The sequence below is a fragment of the Sinobaca sp. TMA16-18 genome (assembly GCF_059510535.1).
Map to the genome: position 1 here is coordinate 185,332 of NZ_JCAKFM010000001.1, position 16,065 is coordinate 201,396.

19 protein-coding genes are annotated in these 16,065 nt (G+C 45.5%); all 19 read right to left on the reverse strand.

The features are described 5' to 3' along the window. Window positions 1-12: 12 nt before the first annotated feature. The 19 genes from flhB to fliF all read right to left on the reverse strand — a co-directional run bounded on the left by flhB (window position 13) and on the right by fliF (window position 16,055). Window positions 13-1,092: a flagellar biosynthesis protein FlhB gene (gene flhB / locus AC5W14_RS00965; protein ID WP_496059464.1), complete on the reverse strand. Its 1,080-nt coding sequence runs from the start codon at window positions 1,090-1,092 to the stop codon at window positions 13-15. A gap of 1 nt (window position 1,093) precedes the next feature. Further along, window positions 1,094-1,867 (reverse strand): flagellar biosynthetic protein FliR, encoded by a 774-nt coding sequence (gene fliR / locus AC5W14_RS00970; RefSeq protein ID WP_496059463.1) that lies wholly within the window; start codon window positions 1,865-1,867, stop codon window positions 1,094-1,096. Between the two features lie 10 nt (window positions 1,868-1,877). Beyond that, on the reverse strand, window positions 1,878-2,147 hold the full coding sequence (fliQ, locus tag AC5W14_RS00975; protein WP_120192242.1) for a flagellar biosynthesis protein FliQ: 270 nt from the start codon (window positions 2,145-2,147) through the stop codon (window positions 1,878-1,880). A gap of 13 nt (window positions 2,148-2,160) precedes the next feature. Further along, a complete protein-coding gene (gene fliP, locus AC5W14_RS00980) occupies window positions 2,161-2,841 on the reverse strand; it encodes a flagellar type III secretion system pore protein FliP (RefSeq protein ID WP_496059462.1) in 681 nt (226 codons plus the stop codon). Then, window positions 2,838-3,428, reverse strand: a complete 591-nt coding sequence (fliO, locus tag AC5W14_RS00985) for a flagellar biosynthetic protein FliO (RefSeq protein ID WP_496193498.1) — start codon at window positions 3,426-3,428, stop codon at window positions 2,838-2,840. The genes fliP and fliO overlap by 4 nt, the downstream gene beginning before the upstream one ends. 507 nt (window positions 3,429-3,935) lie before the next feature. Next, on the reverse strand, window positions 3,936-5,051 hold the full coding sequence (gene fliY / locus AC5W14_RS00990) for a flagellar motor switch phosphatase FliY (protein ID WP_496193499.1): 1,116 nt from the start codon (window positions 5,049-5,051) through the stop codon (window positions 3,936-3,938). Further along, a complete protein-coding gene (gene fliM, locus AC5W14_RS00995) occupies window positions 5,044-6,033 on the reverse strand; it encodes a flagellar motor switch protein FliM (RefSeq protein ID WP_496059459.1) in 990 nt (329 codons plus the stop codon). The genes fliY and fliM overlap by 8 nt, the downstream gene beginning before the upstream one ends. Window positions 6,034-6,053: 20 nt before the next feature. After that, window positions 6,054-6,497, reverse strand: a complete 444-nt coding sequence (fliL, locus tag AC5W14_RS01000) for a flagellar basal body-associated protein FliL (protein ID WP_496059458.1) — start codon at window positions 6,495-6,497, stop codon at window positions 6,054-6,056. Further along, window positions 6,498-6,713, reverse strand: a complete 216-nt coding sequence (locus AC5W14_RS01005; protein WP_496059457.1) for a flagellar FlbD family protein — start codon at window positions 6,711-6,713, stop codon at window positions 6,498-6,500. A gap of 57 nt (window positions 6,714-6,770) precedes the next feature. Further along, a complete protein-coding gene (gene flgG / locus AC5W14_RS01010; protein ID WP_496059456.1) occupies window positions 6,771-7,562 on the reverse strand; it encodes a flagellar basal body rod protein FlgG in 792 nt (263 codons plus the stop codon). Between the two features lie 79 nt (window positions 7,563-7,641). After that, the gene (locus tag AC5W14_RS01015; protein WP_496059455.1) at window positions 7,642-8,031 is read right to left on the reverse strand and encodes a TIGR02530 family flagellar biosynthesis protein; all 390 of its coding nucleotides are present in this window, start codon (window positions 8,029-8,031) and stop codon (window positions 7,642-7,644) included. Window positions 8,032-8,046: 15 nt separating this feature from the next. Next, window positions 8,047-8,526 (reverse strand): flagellar hook assembly protein FlgD, encoded by a 480-nt coding sequence (flgD, locus tag AC5W14_RS01020; protein ID WP_496059454.1) that lies wholly within the window; start codon window positions 8,524-8,526, stop codon window positions 8,047-8,049. A gap of 7 nt (window positions 8,527-8,533) precedes the next feature. Further along, a complete protein-coding gene (locus AC5W14_RS01025; RefSeq protein WP_496193500.1) occupies window positions 8,534-10,276 on the reverse strand; it encodes a flagellar hook-length control protein FliK in 1,743 nt (580 codons plus the stop codon). Between the two features lie 33 nt (window positions 10,277-10,309). Beyond that, window positions 10,310-10,912 (reverse strand): MotE family protein, encoded by a 603-nt coding sequence (locus AC5W14_RS01030; protein WP_496059452.1) that lies wholly within the window; start codon window positions 10,910-10,912, stop codon window positions 10,310-10,312. A 3-nt stretch (window positions 10,913-10,915) separates the two neighbouring features. Further along, window positions 10,916-11,362, reverse strand: coding sequence for a flagellar export protein FliJ (gene fliJ, locus AC5W14_RS01035; RefSeq protein ID WP_496059451.1), 447 nt, complete (start codon window positions 11,360-11,362; stop codon window positions 10,916-10,918). After that, window positions 11,359-12,678: a flagellar protein export ATPase FliI gene (gene fliI / locus AC5W14_RS01040; protein ID WP_496059450.1), complete on the reverse strand. Its 1,320-nt coding sequence runs from the start codon at window positions 12,676-12,678 to the stop codon at window positions 11,359-11,361. The genes fliJ and fliI overlap by 4 nt, the downstream gene beginning before the upstream one ends. Then, on the reverse strand, window positions 12,653-13,432 hold the full coding sequence (gene fliH, locus AC5W14_RS01045; protein WP_496193681.1) for a flagellar assembly protein FliH: 780 nt from the start codon (window positions 13,430-13,432) through the stop codon (window positions 12,653-12,655). The genes fliI and fliH overlap by 26 nt, the downstream gene beginning before the upstream one ends. A 1-nt stretch (window position 13,433) precedes the next feature. Then, window positions 13,434-14,447 carry a flagellar motor switch protein FliG gene (fliG, locus tag AC5W14_RS01050; protein WP_496059449.1) on the reverse strand — a complete coding sequence of 338 codons (1,014 nt, stop codon included), beginning with the start codon at window positions 14,445-14,447 and terminating at the stop codon, window positions 13,434-13,436. An 18-nt stretch (window positions 14,448-14,465) separates the two neighbouring features. Continuing rightward, window positions 14,466-16,055: a flagellar basal-body MS-ring/collar protein FliF gene (gene fliF / locus AC5W14_RS01055; RefSeq protein WP_496059448.1), complete on the reverse strand. Its 1,590-nt coding sequence runs from the start codon at window positions 16,053-16,055 to the stop codon at window positions 14,466-14,468. Window positions 16,056-16,065: the final 10 nt, after the last annotated feature.

Genomic DNA, 16,065 nt, shown 5'->3' on the forward strand with positions numbered 1-16,065 from the left:
CCTCCTTTCCTTTTATATTTTGTGTTTGAGCCGGTAAATATACGCGAGCACTTCCGCCACGGCTTTGAATAAATCTTCCGGTACTTCGTCCCCGATTTCTGCCTGGCTGAACAATGCCCGGGCGAGCGGTTTATTTTCCACCGTTGGAATATGGTTGTCACGGGCCAGCTCTTTAATCTTTTTAGCGACAAAATCTGCTCCCTTAGCTGTAATTATCGGAGCTGCCATCGAGCCTTCTTCATATTTGAGCACAATCGCAAAGTGGGTCGGGTTTGTGATAACAACATCCGCTTTCGGTACTTCCTGCATCATCCGGTTCATCGCCATGTCCATCTGCTTTTGGCGCCTTTTCGACTTAATGCGCGGATCCCCTTCCATCTTTTTGTGTTCTTCTTTTACATCGTGCTTGGACATTCTCATCTGTTTTTCGTGATCATAACGCTGGTATATATAGTCCGGTACTGACAGAATAACGAGCAGAATGGCACTTGCGACCCCAATCAGGCCGGTGAGCCTGGCTATTAAGTAAAACCCGTCCAGCGGATGCTTTTGGTACATCATCAGCAGCTCGTCCAGGTGAATATAAATGATAGTAAACACGACGGCCCCAACGAGCGTAATCTTAAACAGGGACTTGAACAGTTCAACTATTGCCCGGGCGGAAAATATCCGTTTGAAGCCTTTCAGCGGATCAATTTTCTCCAGCTTCATTTTTATCGCTTCCGGTGTATACTTCAGCCCGACCTGCATCGCAGCGGCGGCGGTGCCGATCATGACCGCCACGGCCATCAACGGCAGCAGCACGATGGACGATTCCACCGTCATTTCAAACATGATGTCCTCTACGCTTGCAATTGTAATGTCCCGAAGCAGGTATTCTGTAAAAACGTGGCGCATCATGTCCATAAGGTATTCTCCTACCGTTCCGGCATAAAAGAACAAAAACAGGAAAAAACCGAGCATCATGAGCGCCGTATTAACATCATTACTTTTGGCCACCTGACCTTTGTTTCTTGACTCTTCTTTTTTCTTCGGGGTAGCTTTTTCCGTTTTTTCTCCCGAAAAAAACTGCAGATCCAGACGAAGTTTCATATTATGCACTCCCCAGCAAAGTCATTAACACACGCATCGCCTCATATGTGTGGTCAAAAAGATTTTCCACTACTAAGTAAAAGCTGGGCAGGCCGATAGCCAGAAGCGGCATCCCTGCAAATATTTTAAGCGGCAGTCCTACAACAAATACGTTCATCTGCGGAACTGCCCGCGCCATCATGCCCAGCGCTATATCCACTAAAAAAAGTGCCCCCATGACAGGAAACGCCATTTGGAAGGCGATCATAAACATCAGCGCAAATGATTTCGCCACATGCCGCACGACTTCTTCATCCCCGAAAGGAAGTGTCACCTGCTCCATCGGAATAAAGTTATAGCTGTAAAACATCCCATCGAGCATCATATGATGGCCGTCGAGTGCAAGAAGCAACAGAAGCGTAAACGTATAAAGATACCCTCCTGTCAGCGGCGTCTGGGCGCCGGTCTGCGGATCAATCACATTGGCCATTAAAAACCCAAGTGACGTGTCCAGAAACATTCCTGCCGTCTGAACAGCGTATAAAAGCATGCCCGCCAGCAGACCGATACTCAAGCCTACGAGTATCTCCTTAAACAGAATAAGTATGAAGGTACTGTCTACTTCCATTACCGGCGCGTCGATGCTGAACAAGATAAAAAAAGCAAAGAAAATACCCAGTCCAACTTTAAAGTAGGAAGGAACATTCCGATAAGAGAATAGAGGCATCGTTGTAAAAAAAGCCAGGACTCTGGCCAGGACCAATAAGTATGCAGGCAGCTGCTCTATCCATTCCATATAGTTCTCCCTATCCAATAAAGTCGTTTAAATTACTAAGCAGCTGGTACGTAAAATGCACCATCTGGGAAAGCATCCACGGCCCGAACAATATCAGGCAGATCAGTACTCCAAAAATCTTCGGTATAAATGCCAGCGTCTGTTCCTGGATCTGTGTCGTAGCCTGAAAAATTGCTACACCAAATCCAAGAACTAAAGCCACAACCAACAGCGGACCGGCAATAATGAATACCATCCAGACACCGCTTTCTGCTATATTAATGACCGTCTCCGGCGTCATAACGTTCCACCCTCTAATAACTTAATAAAAGCGATTCTACAATTAAATACCAGCCATCCACGAGCACAAACAACAGAATTTTAAACGGCAGGGAAATCATAACCGGCGGCAGCATCATCATACCCATGGACATGAGAATACTCGCGACAATCATATCGATAACTAAAAACGGGATAAATATAAGAAACCCTATCTGGAATGCTGTTTTCAGCTCACTGATTGCAAAAGCGGGAATCAGAGCCGACAGAGGAACATCTTCAAGCGTTTCCGGCCGTTCCAGTCCGGCATATCCCATAAACAATGCCAGGTCTTTTTCCCTTGTATGCTGGGACATGAATTCTTTTAACGGTTCCGTTCCTTCAGTAAAGGCTTCTTCCTGGGTCATTTCCCCATCCAGCATCGGCGTCAGCGCTGATTCGTTTATATCCGAGAACACCGGGGCCATGATGAAGAAAGTCATAAATAATGCCAGGCTGATAAGAACCTGGTTCGGCGGCATCTGCTGGGTAGCCAGTCCCATTCGTACAAAGCTGAGTACAATCACAATTCGGGTAAAGCTCGTCATTAGAATAAGAATAGCGGGTGCTAAAGATAAGACCGTCATAAGCGCTACAAGCTGCAGCGTCGTTGCCATGTTTTCCGGGTCATCACTTGTAAAGGCACCAAAATCAATACTTGGAAACATCAGTATCATGAGCCTTCGTCCCTTCCGCTTCCCGGCTTACGGTTTTTTTCTATTTCTTCCAGTCTTTTATCCAAAATGGATTTAAATTGAAAGCCTTCATGGTCTTCCTTGTTATTTTTCTTCTTGAAGAAAAAGGATGGTTCGGGATCCGGCTGTTCCAATAAGTTTTCTTTCTCTTCTTCATCTTCTATTTCTTTTAAAAGCTGAATGGATTCTCCGACTCCGACGACTAGAAGTCTGTCCCCTACTTTCACAAGCTGAACGGATTTGTTCTGGCCGAGAGGAACGCCGCCGAGATTCTGCATCGTCTGGGTGGCAGAGTATTTTTTTGTTCGTTTATTAATGAACTTCAGCAGCAGGTACATAATTGTAATAACAGCAGCCAGTGCCAGAATCATCTGACCGAAGATCATAACCGCGCTTCTTTCTTCTACAAGAGCAATTTCCTCTTCTGCAGCATCCGTTTCTTCAGCCGGCGGTGTTCCTTCTTCAAGCGCATCGTCTAACGTTCGATTTTCCTCCGCCTGAACAACTGTGGCCATCCCAAGAAAAAACAGTAGAACGACAAGCCATACGCTGCATGTTTTTTTAATCATTGCTTCGCCTCTTATCTTTATGTATGTAAAATAGTGTGCAGGTTTTGTGTGTTATGCAGAATGGCTGCAAATAGAACATGTGGACTCAGATTCACAGCATAGGCATTTATATCCAAATATTTTTTATATTTGGGTCGAAGGCTCCTCTATTTTTTAAAACCTCCTTCTTTTTACGGGTTATTTATGACTTTTTAACAATTTTTATTCCATTTTATGACAAAGTATCAGGACAACTAATAAAATTGTACAAAAATTTAGGACGTTTGTCTAACAGTCTTTTTGTTTTTGAATATGTTAGTAATAAATGCCCAGTTTAATTTTATAGTTCTTTATATAACTACCCCAGTGGGGCTTGCACACATCATGCACTAGAACGGCTGTTTAAAATCCCCCAAAAGATGTTTCTCTGTGGAGGGGATAAAGAACTAGTTTAAATTCCCGGCTTTTCTCCATACCAAAAACACGTTATCTCTATATAGAGATAACGCGCACTGACAGGTAACTATTTTATTGAATATGACGGATACGGTCTTCCCGGCTTGCAATATCTGTTACACGCACGCCGAAATTTTCATCAATCACAACTACTTCTCCACGTGCCACCAGTTTTTGGTTCACTAAAATATCCACCGGTTCTCCGGCCAGCTTATCCAGTTCTATAATAGACCCCTGCGAAAAATGGAGAATATCTTTGATCGACTTTTTGGTCCGCCCGAGCTCTACGGTAACCTCGAGTGGAATATCCAGAAGCATATCAAGATTCTTCGGCTCCGATGTGTCGCGCTCTATTTCTTCAAATGAAGAAAAGGCTGCATTTTCAACCCGGTTGGAAACCGGCTGTGCTTTTGGCTCAGAAACAGGTCTGGACGTGTTCTCCCTCACAGGGGCAGCAGGCGGTGCCTTGCTTTCCGGGACCTGCTCTTCCACCGTTTTATCGTCTTCAGGGCTTCCCATCAATTCTTCCACCATTTTCTTGGCAAATGGGATCGTTACAATCTGCATTAAATATGAATCTATCAACGTACCGATTTTCATATTAAAAGCAATTTTCACTAATTTTTTATCTGTCGGAATATGACTTGTGCCTTTTTGATTTCCTACGTCCATGACTTCAATGCCGGGTGGGGAAATGTCTACTTTTTTATTAAAAATAGTCGACATCGAAGTAGAGGCCGAACCCATCATTTGATTCATCGCTTCCTGCATGGCACTCAAATACATGTCACTTAATATCGCTTCTGGAGACGTCCCGTCGTTGCCCATCATCAGGTCTGCAATAATTGCTGCATCTGTTGAATTAATGACTAATAAGTTGGTGCCTTCAAAGCCTACTGTATAATCCACGTTTACCGCGACGTGCGGAACCGGAAATTCTTCATTCAGCTCCAAGCTGTCAATGACAGAAATTTCCGGTGTAGTAATCTCCACTTTTTGATTTAACAATGTTGATAGGGCGGTCGCCGCACTGCCAAAAGAAATATTTCCAATTTCCCCGAGCGCATCTTTTTCAATAGAATCCAGCTGCAGCGTTTCCTGCTCTTCTTCTTCGCTGCTGCTCTCTTCTTCTGCCACACGTTTCAGCAGTTTATTAATTTCGTCCTGGGAAAGCATCTCATCACTCATTTTTGTCCTCCTTTATGTCTTCTATAATCTGCACGGCCAGCTTCTTTCCGCGCCGTCCCGGCTGGGCTTTATATTTTGGTACACCTTCTGTTAATACAGTGAGCGGATCCGTAATCTTCTGGTCAAGCTCAATAACATCTCCTTCATACAGCTGTAGAAATTCTTCAATCGTAATACTCGAATGACCGAGTACCGCCTGAAGGCTGAGCGGAGCTGTTTTTATTTGATTGGAGAGCTTAAGGTATTCATCTTGATTAGTCTCTTTTTTAGCTGTCTGCATCCAGTAATGCCCGGAAATATCGGGAAGTATTTCTTCCATGACTACGTGGGGCAGACAGATATTAATCATGCCTGTTGTTTCCCCTATCGTCGTTGACAATGAAATCACAACGACGGTTTCATTAGGAGATACCATCTGCAGAAACTGTGGATTTACTTCCATTTCTTCTGCTACCGGGTCAATTTCCATAACCGACTCCCATGCCCCTTGAAATGAATCGAGCATTGTCTGAAAAAGCCTCGTCATTATGATCGTTTCAATTTCAGTGAGGTTATCGATTTTGTTCACACTGCTGCCGCGTCCGCCGAGCAGGCGGTCCATCATAGCATAGGCAATGTTGGGATTGACTTCCATCAGCAGACGGCCTTCCATGGGCCGGGCTTCAAATACGTTCAACAATGTCATTTTCGGTATGGAAATAATAAATTCATCGTAGGGCAGCTGGTCTACCGTAGAAACAGAAATCTGAACGAACGTCCGCAGCTGGGCGGACAGAGTCGTCGTCAGCAGCCGGGCAAAGTTTTCATGAATCCTGGAAAGACTTCGTATTTGATCTTTAGAAAATCGAAGGGCCCGCTTAAAATCATACGTGCGCACTTTTTTATCGTGTTCTTCCTGCTTTAGTTGATCTGCACTCATTTCTCCTGTGGAAAGGGCAGACATCAGGGCATCTATCTCTCCCTGGGATAATACATCAGCCACTTGCTCCCCTCCTTTTATTTCTATTGAATTAAGCGCTGGGTGATGTATACTTTGACCACTTTGCCTTTTGTCATTTCTTTGTTAATGGTTTCCTGAAGCGCCTGCTCCATTTCTTTAAGTCCGTCCGTCGTCTGCAGGGATTCTGCAGAACGCGAGGATAAATCCATAATGATCGCATTTTTTACTTGATAGTCTCTTTTTTCCAGCTCTTCTCTGCCTTTTTCTGAGTCCAGCTGAATTTTAAAAGAGGCTTTAATAAAATGATCATCCGCAAGGTTTGTTGTTAATTCTTCCAATTCCCAGGAATTCTCCGCCATTTCTTCTGCAGACAGGGCTTCTGCTTCGGTCTCATCTGCTTCCGCTGTTGAACTCATATTATCTATAAAGTAAAACGCTCCAGCCCCAATCACTCCAACGGTCACTATAAAAATCAGCAGCATTCCCATCACTTTTTTGTTCTTCACTTAGCTCTCCCTTTCCGGGTTTATAATCGATCCCACCAGGCCAATCTTACGGTATGCTTCTTCGCAGAGCAGTTTCACCTCTGTCAGGGACTCTTTCACAAAAATTTTCTTCCCGCTCCACAACGTAATCGTTGTGTCGGGCCGGGCTTCAATCTGTTCAATAAAGGGCACGTTTAATAAAAACGTGTCGCCGGTTAACCTGGTTAATGTGATCATATGTAATATAACAGGCCGAAAACCTGATTGATCCGGCCTGCTCTCCTTTTCTTAGAATTAACGCTTCAGGCTCATCAGTTCCTGCAGTATCTCATCTGCTGTAGTAATACCACGTGTATTTGCCTGGAAACCACGCTGTGCTACGATCATTTCGGTAAATTCATCTGCCAGGTCCACGTTGGACATTTCAAGCGTGCCGGAAATAAGGTCCCCTCTGCCGTCTGCTCCAGGAATATCCTGGGCTCCTGCTCCGGAGTTATCAGTTGCTCTATACGTACTGCCCCCGGCTTTTTCCAAGCCTTCCGGGTTATTGAACGTAGTAAGCGCTATTTGCCCGACTTCTTCCTGCTGGCCGCCGGCATTTGTAATATTTACTGTTCCATTTGTGCTGATGCTGAAGCTCTGGGCATCCGCAGGAATATTAATCGGTCCGCCTCCTTCAGCCTGAAGAATCATGCCCTCGGCGTTTACAATCGTGCCGCCTTCGTCCAGATAGAAGTTACCTGATCTAGTATACAAATCTTCCTGCCCGTTGTTCACCTGGAAAAATCCTTCTCCGGAAATACCGAGATCAAGCTGGCGCCCTGTATTCTGCAGGCTTCCCTGCGTATGAACCGTATCAATGCTTCCCACTTTCGAACCGGAACCTACCTGTTTACCGTTAATCCCGCCCTGGCCGTTTCCTGCGCCCTGTGCTGCTCCCATCTGCTGGCTGACCATATCCTGAAATGTCGCTCTGCCTTTTTTGAACCCAAACGTGTTGACGTTGGCAATGTTGTTACTCGTTACGTCCAGCTTCTGTTGAAAGTTCTTCATACCTGCAATACTTGAATACATGGATTTAATCATAATAATTCCTCCTGGTTTTTTTGTTTTAGTTTGGGAGCATCAGAAGCGTCGGCCTGATGCTTGAAGCTTCCTCGTAAGGTCAGGCTTCATCATTAACGAACATTGTGCCGTTAATATTGGTGAACACGTGATTGCTTGCTTCTTTATGAGTCATAGCCGTAATAACGGTATGGTTTTCAGCGCTTACGACGAGCGCTGCCCGACTTGTCCACACGACAGAATCTTTAACGCCCTGCCGCTTGGCTTCCGGCATTTTTTCTTCTATTGCCTTCCATTCGCCATCTGATACCCTCACGTCCCGCTCCATTATTCTTTTCTCAGCATGACGACTGATTTTCAGAGGTTCTGCCTGCTGGGAGTGGAGCAGATCAGCAAATGAAGCTGTACGCACTTTGTCCGTGGACTGCCCGGCCGCTCCTGCCGGATGCGGAAGCCGGTTCCAGCTCTGCTTTCCAATATCCTGAATCATATGATAGGATCCTCTCTATAAAGTTGGGGATTCTTCCGTTTCTTTGTCTGCTCTTACCTGTACAAGCTGGGAACTGTCAATCCAGCTGTTATTGTCAAGCAGGTAACGGATGGAACCTTTGCTGTCTTTTTGAACGGATGTTACCGTGTTTTGATGATCTTTCGTTTCCGCAAAACCGTTTACTTCGTCTCCTTTAGACTGCCAGGTTATTTCTTTGTTAATCAGCTGACTGTGCTGTACAAGCGATCCGCTTTCCTGTGCCTCTGTAAACTTCTGCAGTGACTGATTCATGTTTGTCATTTGCTCGAGCGATGAAAAAGAAGCCATCTGCGCAATAAATTCTTTGTCTTCCATTGGATTCATTGGATCCTGATTCTGCAGCTGGGCGATGAGTATTTTCAAAAATTCGTCTTTACCAAGCGCACCGTCTTTTGCATTTTTAACTGCCACTTTATTGTCCTGAGGAAGCAGATGATTCATGTCTACATTATTCATTTTATCCCTACACTTTCTCGTTAAAGATTATGTTTTCCAGAACATCCGAAAAAGCCGCTTCTTCAAGATCAGATTCAGGCTCGGCCTGTTCCATTATCCGTCGTCTCTGTTCCTGCTGTTCCTCTTTTTCTTTTAAGAGGCTCTCCTGCTGCTCGGTGATTTCAATGCGTTCCACCTGCAGCTGCTGGGAGGCGAAGCTCTGTCTTAACGAAGGAAGGTTCTGTTCCATTACTTCTCTTGCTCCTTTGGAAGAAGCAGTAAGCTGAGCTGTCATCAGGCCGTCTTTTAAACTGATTTTCATATCAATACGTCCCAAATGGGCAGGTCTTAATATGAGAGTAAGCTGCTGGGTACCGTTCTTAAATGCCTGAAGAGAGGATCTATTCAATATGTCTTGAAACTGTTTAATAAATTCCTGTTGGCGTCCATGAGCGGTTTTTGCTTCCCCAAGCTGGATTAACGCCTGCTGCACCTGAGGAAGCGGCCCCGTTTCCAATACAGGTTTTGCCAAAAGCTGATTTAGTTCCGTGCCCATTTCCATTCTCGACACCGGGATAGTGCTCATTTCAACCTGTATTCCTTCCAGCTTTCCAGGCTGGGTGGAGGCACTTCCGTTTTTATCGGATAAAAGCTGTACGAATCGGACAGGATCTGTAATCACTTTATAACCTTCTGTCGTTTTTCTATTGCCTGCCGTCCCCTGATCTTTCAGGAACAGTGGCGGTACTTTTACTGTATCCGTCTGCTTTTCTTCTGCAGGTATAAAAGAGCTGCCTGTCGGCGTTGTTTTCAACCATTCAGGCGGTCGTGCTGCGATATTTCTGGACAGCCCCTGTAGAGCAGGGCTGCCAAACTCCTTTGCCGGTGTATCACTTAAAGATGCTTTTAATGTGTCCAATGCTGAAGCCAGAACGGATAATGCTTTTTTTATAACAGAAGGTTCAGTGCCGGATTGCACTGCTTTCTCCAAATTTGAAACGGCTTCTTTTACCCCAGGCTGCTCTTTAAGCAGAGGCACTTTTGTAGATATATATTCCAGCATCTTCCGGCCATCGTGCTCAGCTGTTGCTTCACTTCCGGCAGCCGCTGCTTCTATCTTTAGCTGCAGAACATTCATCTGCTTCAAAAGGTCTTCTTTTGAAAGAGAAGCAGTTTTTTCTGTGGCGTTATTTAGAGTAATAAGAGCTGTCACAGCTGAGACAACCAGTTCTTCTTTAGCTCGTTTATTAAGCTCCAGCGTTCTTGCCGCTGCTTCTATATGTGCTTCTTGTTTCTGAAAAGCTTCAGCTTCAGCTTTCTCCCACTCCACCTCTGTTAATTCCATCTGCATTTCCTTGTGTTCAAAGAACACATGGAGCTCGTTTTCAAGAAGCTCGGCATCATATGTCTGAAAAAGGGTATTTATTTCCTCCATACGCTCTTTATCTGACATGCCGGAGTGAGGAGACGAAAGTTCTTCCAGGCGTGCCTGCAGTTCCAAAGCCGCAGATGAAGAAACAGATGCTTCCGGATTTGATGCGAACACCTCTTTGAGCTTATCCAGAATGTTTTCCAACGACGCTTCCGCTTCTTCGGTGTTGTTTTTTGATTCTTCTTTTACATTATCCTGATCAGCTGTCTGCAGTTCATTATAATTTTTCCCCGCTTTTCCCAGCATTTCCATGAAACCTGTACCGGTTCCTTTCGGCTGCAGCGGGAGCCCTGTTGATTTAACAGCAGGATTGTTGAGCAATTGTTGAATCGCCTGCACTATTTCACCTCCTTTCCCGGGAGCCGATGATGGTCATCCGGTTTCTGCAGCCGGCTCTTCAAAGGCGCCCATGATTATTGCTGCTTTTTCCACTTCCATTTTTTCTAATATAGCGGAGCGGTTTTCTGTATTCATTTCCTGCATATGACGAATCACTTGAGCATCTTCCATTTCATTTAAAATCGCTGCTGCATTTTTGGCGGACATTTCTTCATACATCGAAGCCAGTTCAGCGAGTTCAGGGTTTGCTTCCATTTCTTCCTCTTCTGCATCCGTTTCTTCTCCTGCGGCCTCCGCTTCTTCCTGCAGGGAAATGAGTTCATCGTCTTTTTCAATCAGCTGCTGTTCCATCGATTGTATTTCTTCTTCCAGCGCTGCGATCGTCTCTGCATCTTCCGGCGAACCTCCAGCCGTTTCTTCCGGCTCATTTTCTATCAGTGTGGAAATCCCAGGTATCCCGGCAGCGGCATTTTTACCCATATCCGCAAGAGGAACACCCATCATTGATAAAATCACGACGCCGATAATGATTGCAAAGGTAACCGGCACGAGTACAATCAGTATGAACCATTGCAGCATGCCGCCTTTTTTTTCTTTCTCTTTTTCTTCCACGGGTGGTTTTTTATTTTTAGCCATGGGTTAACTCCCATTAAAAGCAAAGGCCCGTGCAGAAAGTTCATCCATTAATTTTGCATCGGCTTGTTTTATAAGCTTCGTTTCCTCTTCTTTCTTTTTTTCCAGCAGCTTTTCATATTTCTTGAACTCCTGAAATGACGCAGCCAGTTCATCTTTGGCAGTATCCATTTTAAACCGCGCTTTGTTTGTTTCCAACGTGAGTGTATGTATATCCTGATGCATAAACTTCATTATTTTTCCATGATGTTGTAGGTGGCGGACCGGCACTCCCGCTCTCAGCGCTTCCGTATCTTTTCCTTCCTGCTCTTCTTTCTTTCGGAGAAGATCGTACAATTTTGTAGCTGTTTCTTCAAAAAAAGTAAGCGCCTGCTGATATTCTTTTGTTTTTGCCTGCTTTTCCTGCTCATGCCACTTCAGCATTTTTTCAAAGACATCTCTTGTTTTACTCATTGCTGCTCTCCTTCACCAAAGTCTTTTAATAACTGCTCTTCTGCATCCAATAGGCTGAAACGTTCTGTTTCCCCCTGCTGAACAAACTTTAATGTTTGCTCTCTCATGGCAACAGCTTCATCAATTTTCTGCGAAGAACCTCTTTTGTAGGCACCAATTTGAATTAAATCTTCTGCTTCTGTGTAGGTTGCCAGCATTTCTCTTAGTTTCCTGGCAGCTTTTGCATGACTGGGCGAAACGACCTCATTCATCACCCGGCTGACACTTTTTAATACATTGATGGATGGATAGTGGGCTTTATCAGCAAGGCTGCGGTCGAGTACAAAGTGACCGTCCAGTATACCTCGTACTGCATCTGCAATAGGTTCATTAAAATCGTCTCCATCAACCAAAACGGTGTAAAAGGCGGTAATCGATCCTTCTCTGCTTGTCCCGGACCGTTCCAATAAACTTGGCAGCATAGCGAATACAGAAGGCGTATAGCCCTTTGTTGTCGGCGGTTCTCCTACGGCGAGCCCTATTTCCCGCTGAGCCATTGCAAAACGGGTCACCGAATCCATCATTAAATTTACCTTTTTTCCTTGATCCCTGAAATATTCAGCAACAGCCGTGGCGGTCATCGCCCCTTTTATTCTCATCAAAGCCGTTTGGTCAGAAGTAGCAGCTACGACAATCGATTTCTTCATTCCTTCTTCTCCAAGATCTCTTTCAATAAAATCCTTCACTTCGCGTCCGCGTTCTCCTATAAGCGCAATAACATTAATATCGGCTTCCGAATAACGCGTAATCATGGAAAGGAGCGTGCTCTTCCCGACTCCGCTTCCTGCAAATATTCCTACGCGCTGTCCTTCCCCTACTGTCAGCAGCCCGTCTATTACTTTAATGCCAAGCGACATTGGTGCTGTAATTCTGGGCCTCGACAAGGGATTCGGTGGTTCTTTTGACGTATTTACTTTCATCAGGCCTGACGGAAGCGGCCTGCCGTCCATGGGCTGACCCATTCCGTCAATCACTCTGCCTACAAGGCCCTGTCCTGCTAATATCTGCAGCGGTTTGCGCGTCGTTTCCACGAGGCTTCCCGGACTGATATCTGTTCCTTTTTTCAAAGGCATCAACAGCACGTTTTCTTCTTTAAATCCGACCACCTCTGCTGTAATCGGTGTTGAATGATCAGCATGATGAATGTAGCAGAGATCACCTATCGATGTTTTTGGTCCTTTTGATTCAATCGTTAAACCGACAACTTTCGTGACTTTTCCATAACGGAGGTATGGGTTGATCTTTTCGATGCTAGGAAGCAGTTGAATGGCTTTCATCAGCAGCCCCTTCTGCCAGAAGCTGCTCCAGCTGCTGTTTTATTTCGGCAAGCTGCGTATCAACAGAGGCATTTACTCTTCCAAATGGCGTTTCGATGGAACATTGATTCTGTTCAAGTTGGTGGCTCGGTACAATCCAGAGCTGCTGGTTTTGATAAAGCAGAGTTTCTATTTCTTCTTTGCGGCTGATCGTAATATCATATTGATCAGGCGCTACATAAATGGTTATTTCTTTTTCCTCTTTTACTTCCACGAGCGCCTGCTTTACCAGGTCCACCCACAGCGTTTCCTCCTGCAGAATAGAGCGGCCGAGCATCCGTTCCGCTACGGCCATGGCAAGTGTAAGGATCGTCCCTTCCGACGCTTCCAGATAGGCTTCTTTCTCCTGACGGGAGGAATGAACAACACGCTCTGCTTTTTCTATCTCTTCGTTCCAGCTTTTTTTTCCAGCTTCGTAGCCTTCTGCAAAGCCTTCTGCCGTACCGGCCTGTTTCGCTTCTTCAAATGCCTGCTGGATTCTGGCTTTAGAATCCTCTTCTTCCCGGCTTATCTGAAAACGTACCTCCTCGAGTTCCCGCTCTGCCTGTTCCAGTTTGGCGCGGGCGTCCGCTTCTACCTGGCGCGCGCGTAGTCTTTTCCGGTGAATGTCCGGCATCGCCGAGCCCTGTTCTACTTGTTTCTCAGGGATAAAAGAGGCGTGAATAGCGATAGATCGTTCAGATGTCTCATAAAGCGCGTGTGTTTCTTTAATCACTCTAGACAACGATATCGTCTCCTCCCCCTCTTGTAATAACAATCTCTCCACTTTCTTCCAGGCGGCGTACCGTATTAACAATACGCGTCTGCGCTTCTTCCACGCTTTTCACACGAACAGGGCCCATAAATTCCATTTCTTCTTTAAAGGAGTCTGCCATACGATCTGACATGTTCTGAAATATAATCGCCTTTACTTCTTCGCTTGCAACTTTCAGGCTGAGCTGCAGGTCTTCATTTTCTACATCCCTTATTACACGCTGGATGGAACGTTTATCAAGCGTTACTATATCTTCGAATACAAACATCCGTTTTTTAATTTCTTCAGCCAGTTCAGAATCTTCTGCTTCCAGTGCTTCCAGTATCGTTCGTTCGGTTGCCCTGTCTACGCTGTTTAATACTTCCACCACTGACTCAATGCCGCCGGCTTCCGTATAGTCCTGCGTTACGGTCGCAGAAAGCTTCTGTTCCAGAATGTGTTCCACTTGGCTGACAATCTCAGGGGATGTACTGTCCATTGTCGCAATACGTTTTGCTACATCTGCCTGCAGTTTTTCGGGCAGTGCCGATAAAACCTGCCCGGCCTGCTCGGACTGAAGATAAGAAAGAATGAGCGCAATGGTCTGGGGGTGTTCATTTTGAATAAAGTTAAGAATCTGGCCCGCATCTGCTTTTCTGGCGAAGTCAAATGGTTTGACGTGCAGTGTCGAAGTAAGCCTTTCAATCATCTTCATCGCGTGATCTTCTCCAAGTGCTTTTTCAAGAACATTTTTGGCGTATCCGATACCACCCTGCGTAATGTACTCCTGGGCCATGGCAATGTGATGGAATTCGTCCATTATGGTATCTTTCACATCATTTTCCACCCGGCGCACGTTCGCAATTTCAAGCGTTAATTTTTCTATTTCCTGTTCTGTTAAGTGCTTATACACGCCGGCACTGACATCCGGTCCCATAGAGATAAGAAGAATGGCCGCTTTTTGCCGGCCGTTTAATTTGTCTTTTGTTTTCACCACTGCACTGCCTCCTCTCTTTTAATCATCAGAAAGCCACGTTCTTAATAACTTTGTGAATTCATCCGGGTTTTCTTTAGCGAGCTTTTCCAGCTGTTTTCTTTTAGCCTTCTCCGGCGACTCCTGTGGTTCTTCAAGCGGCAGAACAGCTTCAGGTCCTGCGGCCGCTTCCAGTTCATCAATGTCTGCTTCCTCTTCTTCTTCCACTTTTCTGCGGCGGACGAGAATAATGACAAGAACAACGACTGCGGCAGCAAGAACCCCTCCTACTACATAAACCCACCATGGCAGGCCGTTTCCAGCTTCTTCTACTTCTGCTTTTCCATTAAATACCTGGGAAGACACAAAGATTTTGTCTTCAACATCTCCGGCATTTTCTTCATTCAGGAATTCTTCATCGATGCTCGTACTTACGGCGGTTGTAAGAATATCCTCAATATCGGCTATGCTTTCAGCCGGCAGCGAGTTGGGATCTTCCGGATCCGGCGGTTCCACCATTACCTGTATCCCCAGATCCCTTATTTTATAAGGACTTTCTGCAATTTCTTTATGAATCCGGTTTACTTCTGTATTAATTCTTTCTTCCGTGCGTTCGGAATCTCCGGCTGCGCCGAAAGCTCCTGCAGGATAATTAGCAATGTCTTCTTCACCGGCTCCAACGACGCCGCCTTCTTCAAGATCGGCGCCTTCAAACGTCTCGGTGATTCGTTCTGCACTTACTTCCAGCCCTTCCATATTTTCTTCATCAACAGGTTCTACGAGTGCTTCTTCCCGGTTTTCCTGGGTGAAGTCAATATCGGTGGTCACGGAAACGACCACTTTATCATTTCCCATCATCGTACCCAGCATCTGGTGCAGCTGCTGCTGAAGATCCTTTTCAATTTGCTTCTGGATCTCGTTTTGTTCTTCAAAGGCACTCATTGTTCCTCCGGAACCGCCGCCGTCATAATCAAACTGCTCTGAATTTTGGTTCATAATGACTACATTTTCCACGGGGAGGTTCGGTACACTTTTGGAGACCAGGTGATAAAGTGCTTTGATTTCTGCTTCTTCAAGCGTTGCCGTTCCCATTTCCACAACAATAGAAGCCGTGGCTGTTCCGGCTTCATCGGCAAGCCAGGTTGACTCTTCCGGCAGCGTGATCATCACGCTCGCCGCTTCCACGCCGTTTATGTTTTGAATGAGTCCCTGAAGCTCTGTCTGCATAGCAGCCCGTTCCATGACGGAAAATTCATTATCTGTCATACCAAAGCCCATCTGGTCTTCAATGAAGGTATAATCGATCGCGCCGCTTTCCGGAATCCCTTCCGAGGCGAGTTCTACTTTAAGCGCATCCGCCTGTTCTTTAGGCACGCTTATGCTGGTTCCATCGTTTGTAATCTCGGACTTTACGCCTTTGGCGTCCAGGCTTTCTTTTATCTGCCCTGCTTCAGCGGCTGGGAGATCCGTATACAACGTAACGTAATTGGTTCTCATCGTGAAGAAAAGCAGCAAAAAGAAAAATAGAATAATAGCAAGAAGGCCGCTTATTAATACTACCCGTTGCTTTTTTGTTTTAGCAGACCAGTACTCTTTCCATCTCGCTCTTAATGTTGAAAATTGTTCTTTCATAGCTCCCCCA

Excerpts from the sequence above, each read along its gene's own strand:
- fliY (WP_496193499.1), bottom strand. The coding sequence starts at position 5,051 with ATGAGTGATGAGATGCTTTCCCAGGACGAAATTAATAAACTGCTGAAA.
- flgG (WP_496059456.1), bottom strand. The coding sequence starts at position 7,562 with ATGATTAAATCCATGTATTCAAGTATTGCAGGTATGAAGAACTTTCAA.
- fliQ (WP_120192242.1), bottom strand. The coding sequence starts at position 2,147 with ATGACGCCGGAGACGGTCATTAATATAGCAGAAAGCGGTGTCTGGATG.
- flhB (WP_496059464.1), bottom strand. The coding sequence starts at position 1,092 with ATGAAACTTCGTCTGGATCTGCAGTTTTTTTCGGGAGAAAAAACGGAA.
- fliJ (WP_496059451.1), bottom strand. The coding sequence starts at position 11,362 with ATGAGTAAAACAAGAGATGTCTTTGAAAAAATGCTGAAGTGGCATGAG.
- fliI (WP_496059450.1), bottom strand. The coding sequence starts at position 12,678 with ATGAAAGCCATTCAACTGCTTCCTAGCATCGAAAAGATCAACCCATAC.
- fliO (WP_496193498.1), bottom strand. The coding sequence starts at position 3,428 with ATGATTAAAAAAACATGCAGCGTATGGCTTGTCGTTCTACTGTTTTTT.
- flgD (WP_496059454.1), bottom strand. The coding sequence starts at position 8,526 with ATGAATAATGTAGACATGAATCATCTGCTTCCTCAGGACAATAAAGTG.
- fliR (WP_496059463.1), bottom strand. The coding sequence starts at position 1,867 with ATGGAATGGATAGAGCAGCTGCCTGCATACTTATTGGTCCTGGCCAGA.
- fliP (WP_496059462.1), bottom strand. The coding sequence starts at position 2,841 with ATGATACTGATGTTTCCAAGTATTGATTTTGGTGCCTTTACAAGTGAT.
- fliF (WP_496059448.1), bottom strand. The coding sequence starts at position 16,055 with ATGAAAGAACAATTTTCAACATTAAGAGCGAGATGGAAAGAGTACTGG.
- AC5W14_RS01015 (WP_496059455.1), bottom strand. The coding sequence starts at position 8,031 with ATGATTCAGGATATTGGAAAGCAGAGCTGGAACCGGCTTCCGCATCCG.
- AC5W14_RS01030 (WP_496059452.1), bottom strand. The coding sequence starts at position 10,912 with ATGGCTAAAAATAAAAAACCACCCGTGGAAGAAAAAGAGAAAGAAAAA.
- AC5W14_RS01005 (WP_496059457.1), bottom strand. The coding sequence starts at position 6,713 with ATGATCACATTAACCAGGTTAACCGGCGACACGTTTTTATTAAACGTG.